The organism is Allobosea thiooxidans (assembly GCF_900168195.1).
Taxonomy (GTDB): Bacteria; Pseudomonadota; Alphaproteobacteria; order Rhizobiales; family Beijerinckiaceae; genus Allobosea; species Allobosea thiooxidans.
Window position 1 is genome coordinate 170,023 of record NZ_FUYX01000004.1, and the last position, 18,732, is coordinate 188,754.

General features: G+C 68.1%; 16 protein-coding genes. 5 read left to right on the plus strand and 11 right to left on the minus strand.

The annotated features are described in order from the left end of the window. Nucleotides 1-7 precede the first annotated feature (7 nt). A complete protein-coding gene (locus B5Y19_RS09040) occupies nucleotides 8-1,072 on the minus strand; it encodes an ABC transporter permease (RefSeq protein ID WP_055730870.1) in 1,065 nt (354 codons plus the stop codon). Nucleotides 1,073-1,212: 140 nt separating this feature from the next. Then, the gene (locus B5Y19_RS09045) at nucleotides 1,213-2,817 is read right to left on the minus strand and encodes an ABC transporter substrate-binding protein (RefSeq protein ID WP_055730869.1); all 1,605 of its coding nucleotides are present in this window, start codon (nucleotides 2,815-2,817) and stop codon (nucleotides 1,213-1,215) included. A gap of 253 nt (nucleotides 2,818-3,070) precedes the next feature. On the opposite strand from B5Y19_RS09045, the gene B5Y19_RS09050 reads away from it, so the two are divergent. The 3 genes from B5Y19_RS09050 to B5Y19_RS09060 are packed head-to-tail and all read left to right on the plus strand — an operon-like array spanning nucleotide 3,071 to nucleotide 9,881. After that, nucleotides 3,071-6,478, plus strand: a complete 3,408-nt coding sequence (locus tag B5Y19_RS09050) for a transglutaminase family protein (protein ID WP_079591365.1) — start codon at nucleotides 3,071-3,073, stop codon at nucleotides 6,476-6,478. A gap of 8 nt (nucleotides 6,479-6,486) precedes the next feature. Next, entirely contained in the window at nucleotides 6,487-9,006 is a 2,520-nt protein-coding gene (locus B5Y19_RS09055) for a circularly permuted type 2 ATP-grasp protein (protein ID WP_055728658.1), read from the plus strand. Then, a complete protein-coding gene (locus B5Y19_RS09060) occupies nucleotides 9,003-9,881 on the plus strand; it encodes a transglutaminase family protein (protein WP_055728659.1) in 879 nt (292 codons plus the stop codon). The genes B5Y19_RS09055 and B5Y19_RS09060 overlap by 4 nt, the downstream gene beginning before the upstream one ends. Nucleotides 9,882-9,920: 39 nt before the next feature. Here the strand turns inward: B5Y19_RS09060 and B5Y19_RS09065 are convergent, their stop codons facing one another. The 3 genes from B5Y19_RS09065 to B5Y19_RS26080 all read right to left on the minus strand — a co-directional run bounded on the left by B5Y19_RS09065 (nucleotide 9,921) and on the right by B5Y19_RS26080 (nucleotide 12,036). Then, on the minus strand, nucleotides 9,921-10,253 hold the full coding sequence (locus B5Y19_RS09065) for a four-helix bundle copper-binding protein (protein ID WP_055728660.1): 333 nt from the start codon (nucleotides 10,251-10,253) through the stop codon (nucleotides 9,921-9,923). Between the two features lie 65 nt (nucleotides 10,254-10,318). Further along, a complete protein-coding gene (locus B5Y19_RS09070) occupies nucleotides 10,319-11,764 on the minus strand; it encodes an aldehyde dehydrogenase family protein (protein ID WP_055728661.1) in 1,446 nt (481 codons plus the stop codon). Nucleotides 11,765-11,883: 119 nt separating this feature from the next. Then, complete coding sequence (locus tag B5Y19_RS26080) at nucleotides 11,884-12,036, minus strand: hypothetical protein (protein WP_176168595.1); 153 nt, start codon at nucleotides 12,034-12,036, stop codon at nucleotides 11,884-11,886. Nucleotides 12,037-12,184: 148 nt separating this feature from the next. Here B5Y19_RS26080 and B5Y19_RS09075 point away from each other — a divergent pair, with 148 nt between their 5' ends. Then, entirely contained in the window at nucleotides 12,185-12,673 is a 489-nt protein-coding gene (locus B5Y19_RS09075; RefSeq protein ID WP_055728662.1) for a pyridoxamine 5'-phosphate oxidase family protein, read from the plus strand. 18 nt (nucleotides 12,674-12,691) lie between these two features. On the opposite strand, the gene B5Y19_RS09080 is transcribed toward B5Y19_RS09075, so the two are convergent. The 4 genes from B5Y19_RS09080 to B5Y19_RS09095 all read right to left on the minus strand — a co-directional run bounded on the left by B5Y19_RS09080 (nucleotide 12,692) and on the right by B5Y19_RS09095 (nucleotide 15,855). Beyond that, the gene (locus tag B5Y19_RS09080) at nucleotides 12,692-13,342 is read right to left on the minus strand and encodes a phosphatase PAP2 family protein (protein ID WP_055728663.1); all 651 of its coding nucleotides are present in this window, start codon (nucleotides 13,340-13,342) and stop codon (nucleotides 12,692-12,694) included. A 62-nt stretch (nucleotides 13,343-13,404) separates the two neighbouring features. Next, on the minus strand, nucleotides 13,405-14,298 hold the full coding sequence (locus B5Y19_RS09085) for a diacylglycerol/lipid kinase family protein (RefSeq protein WP_055728664.1): 894 nt from the start codon (nucleotides 14,296-14,298) through the stop codon (nucleotides 13,405-13,407). Nucleotides 14,299-14,344: 46 nt separating this feature from the next. After that, entirely contained in the window at nucleotides 14,345-15,232 is an 888-nt protein-coding gene (locus B5Y19_RS09090) for a transglutaminase-like domain-containing protein (protein WP_079591369.1), read from the minus strand. A gap of 254 nt (nucleotides 15,233-15,486) precedes the next feature. Continuing rightward, the gene (locus tag B5Y19_RS09095) at nucleotides 15,487-15,855 is read right to left on the minus strand and encodes a PRC-barrel domain-containing protein (protein ID WP_055728829.1); all 369 of its coding nucleotides are present in this window, start codon (nucleotides 15,853-15,855) and stop codon (nucleotides 15,487-15,489) included. A 246-nt stretch (nucleotides 15,856-16,101) separates the two neighbouring features. On the opposite strand from B5Y19_RS09095, the gene B5Y19_RS09100 reads away from it, so the two are divergent. Then, nucleotides 16,102-16,362: a YMGG-like glycine zipper-containing protein gene (locus tag B5Y19_RS09100; protein WP_055728666.1), complete on the plus strand. Its 261-nt coding sequence runs from the start codon at nucleotides 16,102-16,104 to the stop codon at nucleotides 16,360-16,362. Between the two features lie 87 nt (nucleotides 16,363-16,449). Here the strand turns inward: B5Y19_RS09100 and hutC are convergent, their stop codons facing one another. Then, the gene (hutC, locus tag B5Y19_RS09105; protein ID WP_055728667.1) at nucleotides 16,450-17,199 is read right to left on the minus strand and encodes a histidine utilization transcriptional repressor HutC; all 750 of its coding nucleotides are present in this window, start codon (nucleotides 17,197-17,199) and stop codon (nucleotides 16,450-16,452) included. 8 nt (nucleotides 17,200-17,207) lie between these two features. Next, a complete protein-coding gene (locus tag B5Y19_RS09110) occupies nucleotides 17,208-18,611 on the minus strand; it encodes a formimidoylglutamate deiminase (protein ID WP_055728668.1) in 1,404 nt (467 codons plus the stop codon). Nucleotides 18,612-18,732 lie beyond the last annotated feature (121 nt).

Consider the following 18,732-nt stretch of genomic DNA (forward strand, 5'->3'; position numbering starts at 1 on the left):
CGCCTCCTCAGCGCACGCGCGGATCGGCCAGGCGGCCGATGATGTCGGTCAGGAGGTTGACCGCGATGAAGACGACGCCGACCACCAGCGTGCCGCCGAGCACCGCGTTCATGTCGGCGTTGAGCAGCGCGTTGGTGAGATAGCGGCCCAGCCCCGGCCAGGCGAAGATCGTCTCGGTCAGCACCGAACCTTCGAGCAGGTGCATGTAGGAGAGCGCGATCACGGTGAAGAGCGGCACGGCCGCGTTGCGCAAGGCGTGGCGCCAGATGACCGCGGTCTCGGAGACGCCCTTCACACGGGCGGCAATGACGTATTGCTGCTGCAGCTCGCTGATCATGAAGCTGCGCGTCATCCGGCTGATATAGGCGACGGAGAGCAGGCCGAGCACCAGCGCCGGCAGGATGAGGTGCGAGAAGGCATCCCAGAACGCCTCCCATTCGCCCTCGAGCGCGGCGTCGATCATGATGACGCCGGTGCGTGTGGTGACGATATCCTGCCAGACGACGGAGATGCGCCCCGGCCCGGCGACCCAGCCGAGCTTGGCGTAGAACAGCAGGAGCGCCATCAGCCCGATCCAGAAGACCGGCACGGAATAGCCGACGAGGCCGACGACGCGGGCGATCTGGTCCTGCCAGCGGCCCTGATTGACGGCGGCGAGGATGCCGAGCGGGACACCGATCAGGACCCCGATCAGCGTGCCCAGCGTCGCGAGCTCCAGCGTCGCCGGGAAGACGCGCTTGATGTCCTCGGTGACCGGATTCGAGGTCAGCACGGAGGTGCCGAGATTCCCGGTGAAGACCTTGCCGATATAGATCGCGAATTGCTGCCAGAGCGGCTTGTCGAGGCCGAGTTCGATGCGCGCCGCCTCGTAGGTCTCGGGCTTGGCGTTGTCGCCGACGACGGCGAGCACCGGGTCGATCGGGATGACGCGGGCGATGAAGAAGGTGACCAGCAGCAGGCCGAACATGGTGATGACCACCGTCGTCAGCTCGCGCGAGAGCGCGCTGCCCCAACGGCGCAGCCTCCCCGACGACAATGCCTTGGTGGCAGGAGCTTGCGTCACGGCTGTCATGACCCGCCTCCGTTTCTCGTGTCAGTTGGTTTTACGGAACCACGGAGGTCATCCCGGGCTTGCCCCGGGTCCATGCCTCGCCGCCAAAGGAATCCGCCGCGGCTTGGTGCTGCCGCGGCGGGTCCCAGCCCTGAAGGGCCTCAGTTCTTGACGATGGTGGCGTAGCGGTTGGTGTCCGAGCTCGGGCCGATGACCCAGCCGTTCACGTTCTTGCGCTCGGCCGAGACCTCGATCTGCTGGAACATGATGACGAAGGGCGAGACCTTCTGGTGCTCGCGCTGCAGACCCTCATAAGTGGTCTTGCGCTTGGCGGCGTCGGCCTCCAGCACGGCGCCCTGCGTGACCTTGGTCATCTCCGGGATGTCCCAGGCATTGCGCCAGGCCAGCGTCTTCGACTTCGCCTCCTCGCCATTGTCCTCGTTGATGGCGAAGGTCTCGGCATTGGTGTGCGGGTCGAGATAGTCCGGGCCCCACTGGCCGATATAGATGTCGTGCGTGCGGGCGCGGTACTTGGTCAGCGTCTGCTTGCCGTCGCCGGGGATGATCTCCAGCTTGACGCCGGCCTGGGCCCAGGTCGCCTGGATCGCCTGGGCGATATCGGTGATCGGGGCGACCGAGCGGGTATCCATGGTGACGGTGAAGCCGTTGGCAAGGCCAGCCTTGGCGAGCAGTTCCTTCGCCTTGGCGACGTTGAGCGAATAGGGCTTGTCCGAGATCGCGCCGAGGAAGCCCTGCGGCAGGAAGGATTCGTGCCCGCGATAGGTGCCCTCGAGGATGTTCTTCTCGATCGAGGCATAGTCGACCAGGAGCTTCAGCGCTTCGCGGACCTCGGGCTTGGCGAGGTTCGGGTTCTTCTGGTTCAGGCCGAGATAGAGGATGTAGCCCTTGTCGCCCTGGACGATCTTGATCGCCTCGTTGCTCTTGACCGCCGCGAGCTGGTCCTTGGAGAGGTTGCGCGCGATGTCGACGTCGCCCTTCTCGACGAGCAGGCGCTGCGAGGCCGGCTCGGCGACATGGCGCACGACGATGCGCTTGCTCTTCGGCGCGCCCTTCCACCAGCTCTCGTTGGCGTCGAGCGTGTACTGCTCGTTCGGGCGATAGCTGCGGACCTTGTAGGCGCCGGAGCCGGCCGAGTTCAGCTTCAGCCAGCCATTGCCCCAGTCGCCGTCCTTCACATTGGCCTTGACCAGCTTCGAGTCGACGATGGCGGCCACGCCGGAGGTGAGGCAGTTGTAGAAGAAGGTCGGGGCGAAAGGCTTCGAAACGGTGATCTGGACGGTGTGGTCATCGACCGCCTTGACCTTGTCGAGCACGTTCTCGGCGACGAAGCCGAACTGGCGCAGGATGAAGCCCGGCGACTTGTTGAGCGTGACCGCGCGCTGGAAGGAATAGACGACGTCGGCCGCGGTCAGCGGATTGCCGGAGTGGAACTTGACGCCCTTACGCAGCTTGAAGGTGTAGGTCAGGTTATCGGGGCTGACGGTCCAGCTCTCGGCGAGATCCGGGATCAGTTCGTTGTTCTTGGCGATGTCGATATTGATGAGCTTGTCGTAGACATTCGCGCCGACCTCGACACCCGAGAACTCGAAAGCCTCGGCCGGATCGAGCGTGATGATGTCGTCGATCTGCTTGGCCATCACGATCGTGTCCTTCGGCGTCTGCGCGAAGGCGGCCGTCGTCGACATCAGGGCCGTAAAGGCCGAAACCGCCATCAATTTGGCTACGTGACGCATCTGATTCCCCATTGTTCTATGTTCGCGGGCGCTCTGTCGGTTGCGAACCCCTGCCGCCCGTTGCGCGTTATCTACAACCAGTCGATGGCGGCTGTCCAGTCGTCCAAAGGCGATGGAACGGGCCTCTCGCGCGATTTTGCACATCTCCTGAGCAGGATCCGCACATGCTGGCGTGTTCTTGGCCATGAGGGCGCCTTGCGCCGGCCCGCAGCACCGCTAACCTGAGCCGACGGCGGTTTCCGCCGCGGGATCAAGGGGGCGGGGCTTGGCCATCATCGCCGCGCTGAACCACGTCACGCATTACCGCTACGACCGGCCGGTCACGCTCGGCCCCCAGACCGTGCGGCTGCGGCCGGCGCCGCACTGCCGGGCCAGGATCGAAAGCTACGCGCTGAAGGTCACGCCCGCGCAGCATTTCGTGAACTGGCAGCAGGACCCGACCGGCAACTGGCTGGCGCGCTTCGTCTTTCCCGAGCCGGTCCGCGAGTTCCGCATCGAGGTCGATCTCGTCACCGAGCTGTCGGTCATCAACCCGTTCGACTTCTTCGTCGCGACGGAGGCCGAAACCTTTCCCTTCGCCTATGCGCCGGAGCTGCGCGAAGAGCTCGCGCCCTGCCTGGCGGTGGAACCGGCAGGCCCGCTGCTCGAAGCCTTCCTCGCCGAACTGCCGCGGGAGCCGCAGGGCACGGTGGGCTTCATCGTCGACCTCAATGCGCGGCTGCAGCGGATGATCGCCTATGGCATCCGGCTGGAGCCGGGCGTGCAGGAGCCGGAACACACGCTCCAGGCCCGCTCCGGCTCCTGCCGCGACACCAGCTGGCTCCTGGTTCAGGCCCTGCGTCATCTCGGCCTCGCCGCGCGCTTCGTCTCCGGCTACCTGATCCAGATGAAGGCCGACATCGACCCGCTCGAGGGGCCGCGCGGGACGGAGAAGGACTTCACCGACCTGCATGCCTGGGCCGAGGTCTACATCCCCGGCGCCGGCTGGATCGGACTCGATCCGACATCCGGGCTACTCACCGGCGAGGGCCACCTGCCCCTCGCGGCGACGGCGCATTACCGCGCCGCAGCGCCGGTCAGCGGCGTCGCGAGCTACGCGGAAACCAGCTTCGACTTCCAGATGAGCGTGACGCGGCTGCACGAGGTGTCGCGGGTCACCCTGCCCTTCCCGGCGGAATCCTGGACGGAGCTCGACAAGCTCGGCGAGGTGGTCGAGGCCGATCTCGCGGCGCAGGACGTCCGCCTCACCATGGGCGGCGAGCCGACCTTCGTCTCGATCGACGACCAAACCGGTGCGGAATGGAACATCGCCGCCGTCGGCCCGACAAAGCGCCAGCGCGCCGACGAGCTGATCCGGCGCCTGCGCCGGCGCTTCGCGCCGGGCGGGCTGCTGCATTACGGCCAGGGCAAATGGTATCCGGGCGAAAGCCTGCCGCGCTGGGCCTTCGCGCTCTACTGGCGGCGGGACGGCGAGCCGATCTGGCGCAACGCCGATCTCATCGCGCGCGAACCGGGCGCACCGCCGCCGGACGACCGCACCGGCGAGGCCGCGGTCGCGATCGAGGACGCCGAGGCGCTCGCCCGCGGCCTCTCCGAGAAGCTCGGCCTCGGCGCCGACGACGTATTGCCCGCCTATGAGGACACCGGCCACTGGCTGCTCAAGGAGGCGCAGCTGCCCGCGAATGTCGACCCGCTCGATTCCCGCCTCTCCGATCCGGAGGAGCGCGCGCGGATGGCACGCGTCTTCGCGCTCGGGCTCGGGAAGCCGCGCGGCTTCGTCATCCCGGTGCAGCGCTGGCAGGCGGCAGCGAACGACCTGCGCTGGCGCTCCGAGAAATGGCGCCTGCGCCGCGGCAAGCTCTTCCTCGTGCCGGGGGACTCGCCCGTCGGCTACAGGCTGCCGCTGAATTCGCTGCCGGTGGTACCGGAGGCGGAGTATCCGCATGTCCACCCGCAGGACCCGCTGGAGCCGCGCCCGCCGCTGCCGCGGGCTGGAACCGCCGGTCCCTCCCCGCCCACCCGGGAGCCGCCTGCGCCCGCCGCCGCGGCGGCAACCTCGGATGGGCGGCCCGCCGCGCCGCAGATGGCGCTCGGCGCGGGGCCGGGCCAGGCCGTTCCGGCCCAGGACCGGCAGGAGCAGGAGATCGGCGGCGAGCATGTCCGCACCGCTCTCAGCCTCGAGATCCGCGACAACGTGCTCTGCGTCTTCCTGCCGCCGGTCGAACGGCTGGAGGATTATCTCGACCTCGTCGCCTCGGTCGAGGCCGTGGCCGAGCAGATGGGCCGGCCGGTCCATGTCGAAGGCTACGCGCCGCCCTTCGATCCGCGCCTCGACGTGATCAAGGTGACGCCCGATCCGGGCGTGATCGAGGTCAACATCCATCCAGCGCGGAGCTGGCGCGAGGCGGTGGCGATCACGCAGGGCGTCTACGAGGAGGCGCGGCTGGCGCGGCTCTGCGCCGAGAAATTCATGGTCGACGGGCGCCACACCGGCACCGGGGGCGGCAACCATGTCGTGCTCGGCGGCGTCACCCCGGCCGACTCGCCCCTGCTGCGCCGGCCGGACCTGCTCAAGAGCATCGTGCTCTACTGGAACCGGCACCCTTCCCTGTCCTACCTGTTCTCGGGCCTGTTCATTGGCCCGACCAGCCAGGCGCCACGCATCGACGAGGCCCGGCAAGACGGGCTCTACGAGCTCGAGATCGCTCTCGCGCAGGTGCCGAAGCCGGGCGAGGCGCCGATCCCGCCCTGGCTGGTCGACCGCCTGTTCCGCAACCTGCTCGTCGACGTCTCCGGCAACACGCACCGCACCGAGATCTGCATCGACAAGCTCTATGCGCCGGAGGGACCGACCGGGCGCCTCGGGCTGATCGAGTTCCGCGGCTTCGAGATGCCGCCGGATGCGCGCATGTCGCTCGCCCAGCAATTGCTGCTGCGCGCGCTGGTCGCCTGGTTCTGGCGCGAGCCGCAGCATGGCAGGCCGGTGCGCTGGGGCACGGCGCTGCACGACCGCTTCATGCTGCCCGAGATGATCTGGCGAGACTTCCGCGAGGTGCTCGCCGATCTCGGGCGCGCCGGCTACGCTTTCGACCCCGCCTGGTTCGAAGCGCAGGCCGCGTTCCGCTTCCCCTTCTTCGGCAAGGTCTCGCATGGCGGCGTCGAGATCGAGATCCGGCAGGCGCTGGAGCCCTGGCACGTGCTGGGCGAGGAAGGCTCGCTCGGCGGCACGGTGCGCTATGTCGATTCCTCGGTCGAGCGGCTGCAGGTCAAGGCGACCGGCTTCGTGCCGGGGCGCCACCTGATCACCTGCAACGGCCGGCAATTGCCGATGACAGGAACCGGCACCTCCGGCGAAGCCCTCGCCGCCGTCCGCTTCAAGGCGTGGCAGCCGGCCTCGGGCCTGCACCCGACCGTGCCGGTCCATGCGCCGCTGACCTTCGACATCGTCGACAGCTGGGTCGGACGGTCGCTTGGAGGCTGCGTCTACCATGTCGCCCATCCCGGCGGTCGCAATTACGAGACACCGCCGGTCAATTCATACGAGGCCGAGGCAAGGCGGCTCGCGCGCTTCGAGGCGATCGGTCATAGTCCCGGCCCTCTGGCGATTCCGCCGGAAGAGCGCAGCGCCGAGTTTCCGCTGACGCTGGATCTGAGGCGCCCAGCGAGGGTCTGACAGGACGGATGGCAGTTCAGGGCCGCACCCGCACGGGACGCAGCAGGGCAGACCGACGCGCCGCGCTGCTCGCCGGCTACCGGCCGCTGCCCGGCGCCTTCGACGAGTTCATCGATGGCCAGGGCGAGGTCCGCCCGCATTGGGAACCGTTCCTGTCGGAATGGTGCGCCCTGTCGCCTGCCGAGCTCTCGCAGCGCTTCGGTCTGGCCGACCGGCATGTGCGCGACACCGGCGTGTCCTATCGCGTCCATGGCGATGTCGATGCGCGCGATCCCGGCTTCGGCGAGCGCGCCTGGCCGCTTTCGCACGTGCCTCTCGTCATTCCCGAGGCGGAATGGCAGGTGATCGCCGCCGGCGTCACGCAGCGAGCCGAGCTGCTCTCGACGCTGCTCGACGACATCTACGGGCCGGGAGCACTGATCGCGAAAGGTCTGCTGCCGGCTGCGGCGATCACCGGCAGCCCCGATTATCTGCGCCCGCTCCACGGCGCGCCGGGCGGCGGCTCCCTCCAGCTCTACGCCGCCGATCTCGGCCGCGGCCCGGACGGGCGCTGGTGGGTGCTGCAGGATCGCACGCAGGCCCCCTCCGGCACCGGCTACGCTCTGGAGAACCGGCTGGCGCTGGCGCGCGCCTTCCCGGACATGTTCCGGAGCATGAACATCGAGCGGCTGGCTTCCTTCTTCCAGGGCTTCCGTGCCGGGCTCGTCGCCCGTTCGAAGCGGGTCGAACCGCGCATCTGCCTGCTCACGCCCGGCCCGCTGAACGAGAGTTATTTCGAGCAGGCCTATTTGGCGCGCTATCTCGGCTTCCTCCTGGTCGAGGGCGGCGACCTCGTGATGCGCGAGGGGCGCATCCATGTCCGCACCATCGCCGGGCTGAAGCGGGCCGACGTCATCTGGCGCCGCATCGACGGCGATTTCGCCGATCCGCTCGAGCTCAACGCGGCCTCGGCGCTGGGGGTGGCGGGCCTGGTCGAGGCGGTGCGGCAGGGCCAGGTCCATGTCGCCAACGGGCTGGGCTCGGGCGTGGTCGAGGCCCGCGCCCTCATGGGCTTCATGCCGGCGATCGCCAGGCAGCTGACCGGCGAGGAGTTGATCCTGCCCAATATCGCCACCTGGTGGTGCGGCCAGCCGCAGGAGCGCGAGACGGTCCTCGACCGGCTGGGCGAAATGAGCGTTGCACCGGCCTTCCGCGGCAATGGCGGCCCCGACGACGCGCCCGTGCTGCCGGGCGAGCTGTCGGAGACGGAGCGGGACAGGCTGCGCCAGCGCATCGTGGCGCGTGGCATGGACTATGTCGGGCAGGAGGTGGTGCGGCTCTCGACCATGCCGGTCTTCCAGAACGGGCGGCTCGAACCACACCCGATGACCCTGCGCGTCTTCGCAGCTTCCACGCCCGAGGGCTGGAAGGTGATGCCCGGCGGTTTCTGCCGCATCTCGGACGAGCCCGATGCGCGCGCCGTCAGCCTGCGCAACGGCGTCCGCTCCACCGATGTCTGGATCACCTCGGAGGAGCCTGTCGCACAGGTGAGCCTGCTGCCGACGCCGGACCGGATCGGCATCCGCCGGGTCAGCGGCACGCTGCCGAGCCGCGCCGCCGACAATCTGTTCTGGCTCGGGCGCTATCTGGAACGCAGTGAAGCGACGCTGCGGCTAGTGCGGGCGCTGCTCGGCCGGCTGATGGATGCCGACCCGGCTCCGGGGCGCAGCGAAACCGTCAAGCAGCTCGCAGGCATGCTGGTCGCCTGGGGCGCTGCCGGCGGCGGCCCGGCCCGGAAGGATCCGGTCGCTCAGGCCCGCGCCGCGCTCCACAGCCTCGACGACTACGGCTCGGCCGCCGCCTCGATCCGGGAGGCTAGGCGCACCGCCTCGGTGATCCGCGAACGCCTCTCGATCGATGCCTGGCGCCTGTTCGGCGATCTCCAGCGCCAGCTCGTCCCGGAAGACGGCCGCAAGCCGAGCGAGGGCGAAACCTACGAGATCGCCGACCGCGCCCTGAAATCGCTCGCCGCCTTCTCCGGCTTGTCGCAGGAGAACATGGTGCGCGGGCCTGGCTGGCGCTTCCTCGACATCGGCCGGCGCCTCGAACGCGGCATCGCGACCTGCCGCTTCGCGCGGCAATTCGCCGACAGCCACGCCTCCGGCGACAGCCTCGACGCCCTGCTCGACCTGACCGATTCGCAGATCACCTATCGCTCGCGCTACCTGCTCGGCGCCAGCCTCCTGCCCGTGCTCGACCTGGTGATGCTCGATCCCTACAACCCACGCTCCGTCGCCTTCCAGGTCGAGCGGCTGGATGCCGAAATCGCGGACCTGCCGACGCTCGCCGACGACGGCATGCTGGAAGCGCCGCGCCGGCTCGTGCTGCGCCTGGCGGCCGACTGCCGGACGACCGAGGCGGAGCGGCTCGACCGCACCAGCGTCCTGCTGTTCGAGCAGCTGCTGATGGGCCTCTCCGGGGCGATCGCCGATCGCTACTTCCTGCAGAACAGCGGCCCCGAAGGCTCGCGGATGACGAGCATCGCGTGATCTACGAGCTGCGCCACGTCACCACCTATGGCTATGGCCGGCCGGTACCGTTCTCCCGCTGCATCCTGCGCCTGCTGCCGCGCGATGGCAGCGGCCAGCGGGTCGAGAAAGCCGATCTCACGATCACGCCGCGGCCGGCCGAACGCAGCGACAGCGTCTGCTTCTTCGGCAACCGCATGACGAGCATCACCATCGCCAAGCCGCATCGGGAGCTGAAGCTGGAGATGCGCGCGCGGATCGTGGTTGATCGTCCGGCGCCGCCGCATCCCGGCCTGACTCGCGGCTGGGAGGAAGTCGCGAGGCTTGCGCAGGAGTCGAACAGCCTCGCGCCGGATTCCCCGGCCCATCATCTCTATCCGAGCCGGCTCGTCCCACCCGTCGCGGCCGTGGTCGCCTATGCGCGCGAGAGCTTCGGCGGCGCGCGGCCGGTCCTCGAAGCCGCCTGCGAGCTGATGGCACGGATCCGGCGCGACTTCAGCTACGATCCCGAGGCGACGGAGGTGACGACCCCGCTCGCCGAGGCCTTCGCCCAGCGCCACGGCGTCTGCCAGGATTTCGCGCATATCATGATCGCGGGGCTGCGCGGCCTCGGGCTGCCGGCGGCCTATGTCAGCGGCTATATCCGCACCATCCCGCCCCCCGGCGAGAAGCGCCTGGAAGGCGCGGATGCGAGCCATGCCTGGGTCATGCTCTGGTGCGGCCCGGAAACCGGCTGGATCGGCCTCGATCCCACCAACGACCTGATCGTTGCCGACGACCATATCGTCACCGCCGTCGGCCGCGACTATGCCGATGTCGCCCCGCTCGACGGGGTGGTGATCGGCCCCGGCTCACAGAAGGTCGGCGTCGCGGTGGACGTCGTTCCTGTGGGCTGAAGAGGCCTTCTTCTCATGCAATGGCTGCGGCCGCTAGGCTCAGCCCGCCAGGGCCCGGCAGGCGTTCGCACAGGCGCGGCAGGCGGCGACGCAGGACTCCATGTCGCCGAGCCTTGCGCAGTCCCTGGCGCAGGCCTCGCAGATTTCGGCGCATTCGGCGGCCATGTGCCGGCCATGGACGGAATCCATCAGCAGCAGATGGGCTGTGGTGCGGCAGATCTCGGCGCAGGCCAGCATCAGGGTGAGGTGCCCGCGTTCGACATGGGCACCTCCAACGGCGAGGCAATGCGTCGTCGCCATGCCATGGCAGTGCTTGTAGCAGTCGAGCGCGAGATCGGCGGCGTTGCGCGTCTTCGGATCGAGATGGTGCATGTCGCGGCTCCGGTGGGGGAAGGGTTTCCCCGATCAACCGCCGCGACAGCACCCTGTTCCGGCGATCAGGCCAGCGTGTAGGCCGTCTTCACCGTGGAGTAGAACTCCTTGGCGTAGGCGCCCTGCTCGCGCGGGCCGTAGCTCGAGCCCTTCCGGCCGCCGAACGGCACGTGATAGTCGACGCCGGCCGTCGGCAGGTTGACCATCACCATGCCGGCCTCGCTGTTGCGCTTGAAATGCGTCGCATGCTTCAGCGAGGTCGTGCAGATGCCGGAGGAGAGGCCGAATTCGGTGTCGTTGGCGATGGCGAGCGCCTCGTCATAGTCCTTGACGCGGACGATGTTGGCGACCGGGCCGAAGACCTCCTCGCGCGAGATGCGCATGGCGTTGGTGGTCTCGGTGAAGAGCGCCGGCTGGAGATAGAAGCCGGGCGTCTCGCGCTTCAGCAGTTCGCCGCCGAAGACCAGCTTGCCGCCCTCGTCCTTGGCGATCTGGATGTATTTCAGATCCTGGTCGAGCTGGCTCTGGTCGACGACCGGGCCGATATGGGTGCCGCTCTTCAGCGCATCGTCGACGACGACGGTCTTCAGCCGCTCGATGCAGGCCTCGACGAAGCGGTCATGGATACCGGCCTGGACGATCAGGCGCGAAGACGCCGTGCAGCGCTGGCCGGTCGAGAAGAAGGCGCCGTTGACGGCGACCTCGACGGCGACCTTCAGGTCGGCGTCGTCGAGCACCACGAGCGGGTTCTTGCCGCCCATCTCGAGCTGGACCTTCTTCATCGGGTTCGAGGCGATGCAGGCGGCCGCGACCTTGCGGCCGGTCGGGACCGAGCCGGTGAAGGAGATGGCGTGGACGTCCTTGTGCTCCAGCAGCGCCTGGCCGACGACCGAGCCGCGACCCATGACGAGGTTGAGCACGCCCTTCGGCAGACCGGCGCGCTGGATGATGTCGACCAGAGCCCAGGCCGAGCCCGGCACGAGGTCAGCCGGCTTGATGACGACGCAGTTGCCCCAGGCGAGCGCCGGGGCGATCTTCCAGGCCGGGATCGCGATCGGGAAATTCCAGGGCGTGATCATGCCGACGATGCCGACCGGCTCACGCGTGATCTCGACACCGACGCCGGGACGCACGGACGGGACCATCTCGCCGCCGAGCCGCAGGCATTCGCCGGCGAAGAAGGCGAAGATCTGGCCGGCGCGGGTCGCCTCGCCGATGCCCTCGGCGAGGGTCTTGCCCTCCTCCCGCGAAAGCAGGCGGCCGAGTTCGTCCTTGCGAGACAGGATCTCGTCCGAAGCCTTCTTCAGGACCTCGTAGCGCTCCTGCGGGGTGGAGCGGCTCCAGGCCGGAAAGGCAGCCTTGGCGGCAGCGACCGCGTTGTTGAGGTCCTCGACCGTCCCCTGGGCGTATTCGCCGACGACATCATTGGTGTTCGAGGGATTGATGTTGCGCGAGGCATTGGCCGCACCGGCCCATTCGCCGGCGATCAGGTTCTTGAAAGGCGCGTTCATCTCATTCTCCCTCGAAACAGGTCTTGCCCGGGTGTTAGCGCCTTTGGGCCGGGAAGGCCATTGCCCCGTCGCCTGCCGGCCACCCGCTGGCCGCATTGCCAGCCATGCGCCGACGGAGACTACTTCTCCTTGATCGACAGGCCGTTCTTGCCGACGGAAATCTCCACGCCGTCCGGCTGCTTCTTTTCCTGGTAGAGCGAATAGCCGGTCACAGCGAGTGCAGCGACGAGCACGACGATGAGAACGACCAGAAGATTGCGCGAAGCGAGCATGGAGCATCCCTGAGAGAGTCGCCGGAAACACGGCCCTCAGCCAACGTCACTCGCCTTCTCAAAGTTCCGTGAGGACGGAACGTTGGCGCGCCGTCGGCGTTTTCATCTGGCGCGAGCCATGGGATGGTCGCGCCAGCTGGAGCGAACGATGGCCGAGATCGAGTTGCAGGAGCGGATCTGGACGGCGCTGGCCGCGCATCCGGTCTACATGGTCTCGCTCCTTGCCAATGGCGACATCAAGACAAGGCCGATGTCCGGCCAGATCGACCGGGACCATCATCGCCTTCTCTTCGTCTCGCATCGGCATACCGGCATCATCGGGGCGGCCCTGCGCTCGCCCTCGGTCTCGATCGCGATCAGCCATGAAGCCCGGAATTTCTACGCCGCGGTTTCCTGCTCGGCGTCGGAGGTTCCGAGCCGGGACAAGCTGCGCGAGATCTGGACGCCGATGGCGAACGCCTGGTTCCCGAACGGGCCCGACGATCCCGACGCCACCATCCTCGCCCTGACGCCGGTCACCGCCGAGATCTGGGACGGACCGTCGAGCAGCGTGCTGGTCGCCTTCAAGCTGGCGACCGCCAAGATCCTCGGCCGCACGCCCGATCTCGGCGTCAATGCCACCATCGACATGCGCTGAAGCGCCGATCCTTACGCATCAGGCCGGGTCGGAGCGCGCCATGCTGCGGCCGAGCCAGGCGGTCGCGACGCTGGCCCAGACGATGCCGAGGCACCAGCCGCCGATCACATCCGTCGGCCAATGGACGCCGAGATAGATGCGGCTGAGCCCGACCAGACCGACAATGATCGCCGCCATGAGGATGCAGAAACGGGCGATGTCCCGCCGGCGCGAGGCCAGACCGACGAAGCCGGCGATGGTGAAGAGCGTCGTGGCTGAGAGAAAGGCGTGGCCGCTCGGGAAGCTCGCGGTGAAGGTCAGCGCCGTATGGGCCACGATGTCCGGGCGCTCGCGCCCGATCACCATCTTCAGCCCGTTGCTCACGACCAGGGCGGCGAGGAGGCTGACGACCAGCCCGGCCGCCAGGCGGCGGTAGCCGCACAGCCAGAGCGCGAGCACCGCCGTCAACGCCATGAAGGCGAGGCCGACGAAGCTGCCGAACGCCGTCATGTCCCGCACCGCTTCCTGGAACCAGGCGGGCCCCAGCGGGACGGACGGGTCCGCCGCATCCCGGAACAGCAGCATCAGCCGTGTATCGAAGGCAAAGCTGTGCCCCGACATGATCAGCCCGACGAGGCCGAGGAAGACCAGCCCGGCGGCAGTGGGAACCAGAAGGCGTGGCTGAAGCAAGAGTGTCGGTCTCCGAAGGCTGGGATCCAAGCTCATAGGGCTGCGCTCGCTCCCGTCAAAGCTCAGCCGCGCCGCGCGGCGATCACACGCAAGGCCCGCGGCAGCAAGCCATAGCTCAGCGGACCGACCTTGCGCTCGACTTCGCCGTCGAAGGTGATGTGGCCACGGTGCTTGTCACGCCGGCTGAGCGTCACCGCATCGCCTGTGAGGGAGACCAGGCTCTTCGCGGTGCGCCAGCGCCCGGAAACGACCGACAGCGCCGCCTTGCCGCGCGAATAGAGGCCGCCGGCATTCAGCAGATGCACCTCGAAGAGGCCACCGTCGAGCTGCGCGCGCCGCCAGTCCGCCCCTTCGAAGCGATTGACGGTGACGAGAACCGCATCCGCCTCGACGACCCGATGCTCGCCGCCGACAGTGACGTCTACGGTGATCGGGCGGGTGAACAGGATCGAACGTGCCGCCGCGATGCCGAAGGCGGCGGCCCGGCTGAAAGGGAAGCGGCGCCGGGCGTATTCACGCTCGCGCGCCATCAGGCTGAAGAAGCCCATGCCGGAAAGCGAATGGAACAGCCGGTCGTTGACGCGGCCGACATCCATGGCCACCGGCTCGCCATGACACAGCGCCCCGACCTGCTGCTCCAGCGGGCCGGCGAGGCCGAGATCCCGCCCCAGTACGTTGACGGTTCCCATCGGCAGCACGCCGATCGGCCGGTCCGCCTGGATCAGGACCGGCAGGGCACCGTTGATGGTGCCGTCGCCGCCAGCAAGGACAGGTGTCGTCTCACGGTCTTCGATAGCCAGCGAGAGCGCGTCGTCGATCTCGCGCGGCGGCACCAGCCGGATGTCGGCACGGCAGCCATGAGCGGCGAAAGCTGCGCCGAGTCGGGCGGCGAAAGCATCGGCCCCAGCCTCGAGAACCGTCCCGGCACGAGCATTGATGACGACGGTGTGACGCATGGCGTTGGTGTAGATAGGCGCCGGAGGGGGCGGCGCAAGGGTTCGCCTATGCCGCAGCCGGGCGAGCATCGGACTGCTCGGGTGCCACCGGCGTCAGCGGCATCGGCACCTCGCCGATTTCCTCGGTGACCACCTCGAAGCGCCGCAACTCGTGGCTGCCGAAGGAACTGATCATCGCGACATCGGTGGCGTCGCGGCCACGGGCGATGACGATCCGGCCGATGCGCCGCTCGTTGTGGCGGGCGTCGAACGTGTACCAGCGGCGTCCGAGGAAGACCTCGAACCAGGCGTTGAAGTCCATGGGCGCCGGGTCGGGCGGCACGCCGATATCGCCGAGATAACCATTGCAGTAGCGGGCCGGGATGTTCATGCAGCGGCAGAGCGCGATGGCGAGATGGGCAAAATCGCGGCAGACGCCGACCCGCTCCTCGAACGCCTCCGCCGCCGTGCGCGTGCCGCGGGCGAAGTGATAGCCGAAGCGCAGATGGTTATGGACGAAATCCACGATCGCCTGGACGCGCGGCCAGCCGGGCTCGACCCCGCCGAACAGCGACCATGCCAGGTCGAAGAGCGTATCGGTTTCGCAGTAGCGGCTGCCGAGGAGATAGACCAGGGCATCATCGGGCAGGCGCGACGGGGCCACCTCGCGCGCCGCCGGATCGACGACGTCCGGCTCGCCGGAATCATGGACGATCCCTTCCGATTCCAGGCGGACGCCACCGGGCGGCGCCACCATGCGCCGGCGGATATTGCCGAAGGCATCGAGATGCTGCGTCACCGCGACGGGGCGGGCAGGATCGGCGAGCGCGCTCACCCGCATCTCGTCCGGCATGGTCAGGTCGTGTCGGCGTGACGGATGGACGTCCAGCAGCGTCACCAACGGCATCTCGTGGGCGCAAACCAGCTCGATCCGATAGCCGTAACGGATGCGCATCGCGCTCTCTCCTGGCGTGAGGGACGGCCGGGCGGTGACAAGGTCCCGCGGCTCATCTGTGTCGAAATCCCCCACAGGGCAGACGCGCGGAGCGAGCCTCCGGTTCCCGCTTCGACCGAAAAAAGCGCGGTGGTAGCCGCACCACTCGCAACGGGCCCCACAAAAAGAAGATGCGGGCCTTTCGGCCCGCATCCCGCCGCCACGGCGGTTCGGCTGGGGGGATAGCAACCGCCGCGACCTGCGCCTGGCAGCCGCTACATCATCCAGTAGGGCATCGTGCCGTAGTAGTCGTGGACACGCTTGCCGTAAGCCTTGTCCTCCCAGTCGGGCTCGCCTTCGCTGTCGTACATCGGCGCCGCCTCGAGCTTTTCCTTGGTGAGAGGCACGACGTAGCCGCCGCGCTGCGGGTCATAATCCAGCACGCTCCAGGGGATCGGATGGTACTTCTCGCCGAGGCCGAGGAATCCGCCGAAGGACATGATGGCGTAGGCGACCTTCCCGGTCTGCTTGTCGAGCATCACGTCGTAGATCTCGCCGAGATGATCGCCCGCCGTGTTGTAGACATCCGTGCCGGCGACGCGGGCGCCGGCGATCAGCGGATTAGCCGTGGTGGTGGTGGTCATCGCCATTATCGATTCCTCCATCTTGCCGGGCGCAGCGTTGCCGCGCCGGAAACTCGCTTCCTCAACGTCCCGCGAGAGCCAAAGGTTCCAGCGTTTTCAGCGTCTTTCTGTGCAATCTTCCGGCATCAAATTTTCGACCGTTTCATCCTGTGAATGGAGCCGGAGCTCGATTCGGGAACCTTTGCCGGAAAGGCGGGTTTCGGTTGCGAGCCACATCGCCGTTTTGTGAAGAGGAGAACAGTCGGCATGAAAAAGTTCATGGTCATCGTGGGTCTCGCGGCCGCTATCGGCGCCTGTACCCCGCGTGAACAGAATGCAGGTACTGGTGCTCTCATCGGTGCAGGCGCAGGCGCCATCATCGGCGGCGCAGCTACGGGCCGGGCCGGTGGCGCGCTCGCGGGGGCTGCAATCGGCGGTGCGGGTGGCGCCATGATCGGCGCGGCTGCGACGCCCCAGACCTGCTATGGTCGCGATGAATGGGGCCGGCGCGTGCGCTACGCCTGCTGACGAAAACTCAGCTCATCCATGGAAGGCTCGCCGGGTCGGCGAGCCTTTTTCTTTGGCCCGAACCGTTCGCCTCGGACTTCGCTGCAGTCAAACCTGGCCATAGGGGCCGAAGCGCCCGACGAAGCGGTGGCGCGAGCCGGGGTAGAGCAGGCGCACGGCCGTCACCGGCTTCGACTGGTTCCAGGTCCGGCGCTCGACCAGAAGGCAGGGCTCGCCGATGGCGATGCTCAGCAGGTCGGCCTCCTCAGCCCCCGCCCCGATCGCGCTGATCGCATGCTCGGCTTGCGACCACAGGCTGTGCTTGAGCAGCCAGTCGCCCGGCGGAGTCTCGGCGAAATCCTCCTCGGCGAGACCGGGAACGGTGGCAGCGTGAATGACCCGCTCCTCCAGCACATGCGGCATGCCGTCGGCGCGATGCAGCACGACGAGATGGGCCACCTTGTCGGACCGCTTCAGCCCGAAGCGCTCGACCACCTCCGGAGCGGGCCTGCCGTCGCTGCGCGAGAGCACGTCATAGGCATAGACCTGGCCGAGCTGCTCGACCTCTTCGGGAATCGAGAGGATGTCGAGCATGGCATGGCTCGCCGGGGGGCTCGCGACGATGGTGCCCGAGCGGCGGCGGCGAACGATCAGCCCTTCGCGGGCGAGCTGGACCAGCGCGCGGTGCACCGTCATCCGGGACGCGCCGAGCTGTTCCATCAGGGCGTGTTCCGGCGGCACGCCGGTGCCCGGCGGCCATTCGCCGCTGACCACCAGATCGCGGATCGCGCGCCGGATCTGGTCGTAGACCGGCCCGGCGCCGTCCAGCTTCACCGCGTCGAGCCGGGTCTCAATCATCCTGTTCCCTATGCTGCCGCGAGCAGGCGCCGCATCACGCCGGCGAAGCGCGTGCGCACCGAATCACGGGCGATGTGCCGGCCTTCGGCGACCACCCTCCTGCCACCGACGACGACATCGCGCAAAGGCAGGGCGTTGGCGGCGAAGATCGCGCTGTCCACCGCCTCCGCACCGGACTTGCCGACGATCGCCGGGTGATCGGTGTCGAGCGTGATGAAATCGGCGCGATGGCCGGGCGCGATCGCGCCGATGGCGCGGCCGCATGCCTGGGCGCCGCCGGCGCAGGCCACCTGCCAGAGGGCGAGCCCGGTGGAGGCCCTCTCCTCGGCGAAGAGCGCCCGACGACGGTCGCGCAGGCGCTGCGAATATTCGAGCTGGCGCAGTTCGGCGCCGGCATCGATCTGGATATTGGAATCGCTGCCGACACCGAAGGCACCGCCGGCGGCGCGATAGCGGATGCCGTCGAAGATGCCGTCGCCGAGGCTCGATTCCGTGATCGGGCACAGGCCCGCCACCGCGCCGCTGCGGGCGATTCCGTCGCGCTCGGCATCACTCAGATGCGTCGCATGGATCAGGCACCAGCGCCTGTCGAGCGGGATCGTGTCCATCAGCAGCTCGACCGGCCGCTTACCGGTGATCTTCAGGCTGGCCTCGACCTCGGGGATCTGCTCGGCGACGTGGATGTGGACGGGATCGTTCGGGCGCAGCGACGAGACCCAGCCGAGATCGTCGAGCGCGACGGCGCGCAACGAATGCGGGGCGACGCCGAGGCGGGCATCCGGCAGGTCGCGGATCGCGGCGGCGCTGCCCTCCAGCAGGCGCAGATAGGCATCGCGATCGTTGACGAAGCGGCGCTGGCCATGAACGGAAGGCGCCTGCCCGAAATTGCCGAAGCGATAGAGCACGGGCAGCAAGGTGAGGCCGAGGCCGGTTTCCTCAGCGGCCGTGGCGATCGCCTGCCCCATCGCCGCGATGTTCGCGTAAGGGCGCCCATCCTTGTCGTGATGCAGGTAGTGGAACTCGGCGAGCGCGGTGAAGCCGCCCTCCAGCATCTCGACAAAGGCCTGCGCGGCGACAGCCTGCACATCCTCGGGATCGAGCCGGTCGAGGAAGCGGTACATCACCTCGCGCCAGGTCCAGAACGAATCCTCCGGCGCGCCGCGCCGCTCGGAGAGGCCGGCCATGCCGCGCTGGAAGGCGTGGCTGTGCAGGTTCGGCATGCCGGGCAAGGTGATGCCCGCGAAGCGGCTGGCATCTCCAACCGGCTTCACCCCTGTCTCGACAGACGTGATCGTGCCGTCGGCAACGGTCAGCTTCACATCGCTGGCAAAACCTTCGGGCAGAAGCGCCGCGGCCAAATACAGGGTCTCGGTCACCGTTTCGCTCCGTCGATCACTGGCGCTTATTTGCATATGCAAATACCACTTGCCATTTGCATATGCAATTGGATAGCATAGCTCCAACCTGAAGAGTAGCGGGAGGATGCACGGTGGCGAATGCGCCCGGTGAAACGCTGGCTTGCGACAAGCTCTG

Coding starts and splice junctions, on each gene's coding strand:
- B5Y19_RS09040 (WP_055730870.1), bottom strand. CDS start 1,072: ATGACAGCCGTGACGCAAGCTCCTGCCACCAAGGCATTGTCGTCGGGG.
- B5Y19_RS09045 (WP_055730869.1), bottom strand. CDS start 2,817: ATGGGGAATCAGATGCGTCACGTAGCCAAATTGATGGCGGTTTCGGCC.
- B5Y19_RS09055 (WP_055728658.1), top strand. CDS start 6,487: ATGGCAGTTCAGGGCCGCACCCGCACGGGACGCAGCAGGGCAGACCGA.
- B5Y19_RS09065 (WP_055728660.1), bottom strand. CDS start 10,253: ATGCACCATCTCGATCCGAAGACGCGCAACGCCGCCGATCTCGCGCTC.
- B5Y19_RS09070 (WP_055728661.1), bottom strand. CDS start 11,764: ATGAACGCGCCTTTCAAGAACCTGATCGCCGGCGAATGGGCCGGTGCG.
- B5Y19_RS26080 (WP_176168595.1), bottom strand. CDS start 12,036: ATGCTCGCTTCGCGCAATCTTCTGGTCGTTCTCATCGTCGTGCTCGTC.
- B5Y19_RS09075 (WP_055728662.1), top strand. CDS start 12,185: ATGGCCGAGATCGAGTTGCAGGAGCGGATCTGGACGGCGCTGGCCGCG.
- B5Y19_RS09085 (WP_055728664.1), bottom strand. CDS start 14,298: ATGCGTCACACCGTCGTCATCAATGCTCGTGCCGGGACGGTTCTCGAG.
- B5Y19_RS09090 (WP_079591369.1), bottom strand. CDS start 15,232: ATGCGCATCCGTTACGGCTATCGGATCGAGCTGGTTTGCGCCCACGAG.
- B5Y19_RS09095 (WP_055728829.1), bottom strand. CDS start 15,855: ATGACCACCACCACCACGGCTAATCCGCTGATCGCCGGCGCCCGCGTC.
- B5Y19_RS09100 (WP_055728666.1), top strand. CDS start 16,102: ATGAAAAAGTTCATGGTCATCGTGGGTCTCGCGGCCGCTATCGGCGCC.
- hutC (WP_055728667.1), bottom strand. CDS start 17,199: ATGATTGAGACCCGGCTCGACGCGGTGAAGCTGGACGGCGCCGGGCCG.
- B5Y19_RS09110 (WP_055728668.1), bottom strand. CDS start 18,611: ATGCAAATAAGCGCCAGTGATCGACGGAGCGAAACGGTGACCGAGACC.